The organism is Nocardioides sp. REDSEA-S30_B4 (assembly GCF_001627265.1).
GTDB lineage: Bacteria > Actinomycetota > Actinomycetes > Propionibacteriales > Nocardioidaceae > Nocardioides.
Genome location: NZ_LUPI01000103.1, coordinates 1 through 3,506, shown reverse-complemented (window position 1 = coordinate 3,506; position 3,506 = coordinate 1). Strand labels below are relative to the sequence as shown.

Annotated in this window: 4 protein-coding genes; 3 read left to right on the top strand and 1 reads right to left on the bottom strand. The window is 71.9% G+C overall.

The features are described 5' to 3' along the window. The coding region (locus A6R01_RS17710) for a M17 family metallopeptidase (protein ID WP_292608812.1) at positions 1-868 on the top strand (868 nt) is incomplete at its 5' end. Between the two features lie 35 nt (positions 869-903). Here A6R01_RS17710 and A6R01_RS17705 read toward each other — a convergent pair. Beyond that, positions 904-1,293 (bottom strand): hypothetical protein, encoded by a 390-nt coding sequence (locus A6R01_RS17705; protein WP_292608810.1) that lies wholly within the window; start codon positions 1,291-1,293, stop codon positions 904-906. 112 nt (positions 1,294-1,405) lie between these two features. Between A6R01_RS17705 and lpdA the strand changes: the two genes are divergently transcribed. Further along, positions 1,406-2,821, top strand: a complete 1,416-nt coding sequence (gene lpdA, locus A6R01_RS17700; protein ID WP_292608808.1) for a dihydrolipoyl dehydrogenase — start codon at positions 1,406-1,408, stop codon at positions 2,819-2,821. A gap of 44 nt (positions 2,822-2,865) precedes the next feature. Then, a partial coding sequence (locus A6R01_RS17695; protein ID WP_292608805.1) for a biotin/lipoyl-containing protein occupies positions 2,866-3,506 on the top strand: 641 nt, incomplete at its 3' end.

Genomic DNA, 3,506 nt, shown 5'->3' with positions numbered 1-3,506 from the left:
GCTCACGCTCACCGTCCACGACGAGGCGTCGCTGGCCGAGCTCGGCTGCGGCGGCATCCTCGGCGTCGGGCAGGGCTCCGACGCCCCGCCGCGGCTCGTCGAGATCACCTACGCCCCCAAGGGTCTGCCGAAGGACGCCCCGCACCTCGCCCTGGTCGGCAAGGGCATCACCTTCGACTCCGGCGGCCTCAGCATCAAGCCGGCCGGCTCGATGCACGAGATGAAGTCCGACATGGCCGGTGCCGCCGCGGTCGTCCAGGCCACGCTGGCCATCGCCCGCCTCGACCTCCCGGTCAAGGTCTCCACCTTCGTGCCGATGGCCGAGAACATGCTCTCCGGCTCGGCCACGCGCCCAGGCGACGTCCTGCGGATGTACGGCGGGACGACCGTCGAGATCTTCAACACCGACGCCGAGGGCCGCCTCGTCCTCGGCGACGCGCTCGTGCGTGCGACCGAGGTCGAGCCCGACCTCATCGTCGACGTCGCCACCCTCACCGGCCACATGGTCGTGGCGCTCGGCGACCAGGTCGCCGGTGTCATGGGCAGCGAGGAGGTCGTCGCCCAGGTGCTGGCCGCCTCCGAGACCGCCGGCGAGGCGTGCTGGCCGATGCCGATCCCCGAGGAGATGAAGCAGCGGATCACCTCCTCCAAGGTCGCCGACCTCGCCCAGCACGACTGGGTGCGCTGGGGCGGGGGACTCTTCGCGGGCGCGTTCCTCCGCGAGTTCACCGCCGGCCGGCCCTGGGCCCACGTCGACATCGCCGGCCCGTCCTTCGCCAGCGGCGGACCGACGGGTCACGTCACCAGCGGCGGCACCGGCTTCGCCGTCGCCACGCTCGTCGACCTCGCGCGCTCGCTGGCGGACTGAGCCAGGCTCAACAGTCCAGGCTCAACAGTCCAGGCTCAGGAGTCCAGGTCGCGCGCCTGCTGCTTCTGGGCCTCACGCTGGCGGCGGTTCCAGTCGCGCATGCGCTGCGGCACGCCGACGACGGCCGCGTCGTAGGACGGCACCTGGGCCCGGTTGCAGAACTCGTGGGCCCACTTCACCGACGGCACCCGGCGACGCGTCCACTCCCCGTCGTGCGCGACGAGCAGCAGGGTGACGTCGCTGACCGCGGTGCGCGGCTCGACGAAGCCCTCGACACCGCGCCGGGCGCCGACCCAGGTCGTGAGGTGCTCGACGTCGGTCGAGTCGGCAGCGCGCACCCGGGTCGAGCCGGTGCGGTAGCCGTCCTTCGCCGGTCCGCGCATGCGCGGACCACGGTCACGACGGAAGCGGTCGAGCAGTCCCATGCCTCCAGTCTGCCCGACCCACCCTCGGGCAGGTGTGGACTGTCGTCGCAGTAGTGCAAAGATGGACCGCACTCCCACGGGGAGTCACCCGCACACCCCTACGCAAAGGACCATGGTGGCCGACGCCGGACACACTCCCGGACACACCGACTTCGACGTGCTCGTCCTCGGTGCCGGGTCGGGCGGCTACGCCTGTGCCCTGCGCGCCGCCCAGCTCGGCCTCACGGTCGGTCTGGTCGAGAAGGACAAGGTGGGCGGCACCTGCCTCCACGTCGGCTGCATCCCCACCAAGGCGCTGCTGCACGCGGCCGAGGTCGCCGACTCCGCACGCGACTCGGAGAGGTTCGGGGTCAAGGCCTCCCTCGAGGGCATCGACATGGCCGGCGTCAACGCCTACAAGGACGGCGTCGTCGCCCGGCTGTTCAAGGGCCTCACCGGCCTGGTCAAGGGACGGGGCATCACCGTCATCGAGGGCGCCGGCACCATGACCGGTCCTCGCGAGGTCACCGTCGACGGCACCGCCTACACCGGCGCGCACCTCGTGCTGGCCTCCGGCTCCTACTCCCGCTCTCTGCCCGGCCTGGAGGTCGACGGCGAGCGGGTCCTGACCTCCGAGCACGCGCTGCGCCTGGAGCACGTCCCGTCCTCGGTCGTGGTGCTCGGCGGTGGCGTGATCGGCTCGGAGTTCGCCAGCGTGTGGCGCTCCTTCGGCGCCGACGTCACGATCGTCGAGGCGCTGCCGCGCCTGGTCGCCGCTGAGGACCCGGCCTCGTCGAAGGCGCTGGAACGTGCCTTCCGCAAGCGCGACATCACCTTCAAGACCTCCACCCGGTTCAGCTCCGTCGAGCGCACCGCGGACGGCGTCGCCGTCAGCGTCGAGGACGCCAAGGGCGCCACGTCGGTCATCGAGGCCGAGCTCCTGCTCGTCGCGGTCGGCCGTGGCCCGGCCACCGACGGCCTGGGGTACGCCGAGCAGGGCGTCGCCATGGAGCGCGGGTTCGTGCTGGCCGACGAGCGCTGCCGCACCAACCTCGAGGGCGTCTACGCCGTGGGCGACATCGTGCCCGGCCTGCAGCTGGCCCACCGGGGGTTCCAGCAGGGCATCTTCGTCGCCGAGGAGATCGCCGGCCTCGCGCCGGTCCCGGTCGAGGAGACCGCGATCCCGCGCGTCACCTACTCCCACCCCGAGATCGCCTCGGTCGGCCTCGACGAGGAGACCGCCCGCTCGACGTACGGCGACGACGCGATCGAGACGCTGACCTACGACCTCGGCGGCAACGGCAAGAGCCAGATCCTGCAGACCCAGGGCTTCGTGAAGCTCGTGCGCCGCACCGACGGTCCCGTCGTCGGCGTCCACATGGTCGGCGACCGCGTCGGCGAACTGGTCGGCGAGGCCCAGCTGATCTACGCGTGGGAGGCCCACCCCGACGACGTCGCCCCGCTCGTGCACGCCCACCCCACCCAGAACGAGGCGCTCGGCGAGGCCCATCTCGCCCTCGCCGGCAAGCCGCTGCACGCGCACGGCTGAGCCACCCGGACAGCTCCACTCCACCTGCTACCGAAGGAACCGCATTGGCCACCGAAGTCAACCTCCCGGCGCTCGGCGAGTCCGTCACCGAGGGCACCGTCACCCGCTGGCTCAAGCAGGTCGGCGACACCGTCGCTGTCGACGAGCCGCTGCTCGAGGTCTCCACCGACAAGGTCGACACCGAGATCCCCTCGCCCGTCGCGGGCACCCTGCTCGAGATCAAGGCCGAGGAGGACGACACCGTCGAGGTCGGTGCGGTCCTCGCGATGATCGGTGAGGAGGGCGAGTCCGCCGGTTCCGCCGACGACTCCGGCGATGCCTCCAGCGATGACTCTGCCGAGGACTCCGCCACACCCGAGGCCGAGCCGGCCGACGAGGGCGAGGCCGAGAAGAAGGCCGAGCAGGAGGAGGAGATCGCCGAGAAGACCGGCGACCTGCCTCCCGGTGACGAGACCCCCGAGGAGGAGAAGTCCCCGGCCGCCTCCGGCGGGTCCGGCGGTGGCTCCGGCACGTCGGTGACGCTGCCTGCCCTGGGCGAGTCCGTCACCGAGGGCACCGTCACCCGCTGGCTCAAGCAGGTCGGCGACAGCGTGGAGGTCGACGAGCCGCTGCTCGAGGTCTCCACGGACAAGGTCGACACCGAGATCCCCTCGCCCGTCGCGGGCACCCTGCTCGAGATCAAGGC

Bases quoted from the DNA above. Each gene is read 5' to 3' on its own strand.
- A6R01_RS17705 (WP_292608810.1), bottom strand. From the start codon at position 1,293: ATGGGACTGCTCGACCGCTTCCGTCGTGACCGTGGTCCGCGCATGCGC.
- lpdA (WP_292608808.1), top strand. From the start codon at position 1,406: ATGGTGGCCGACGCCGGACACACTCCCGGACACACCGACTTCGACGTG.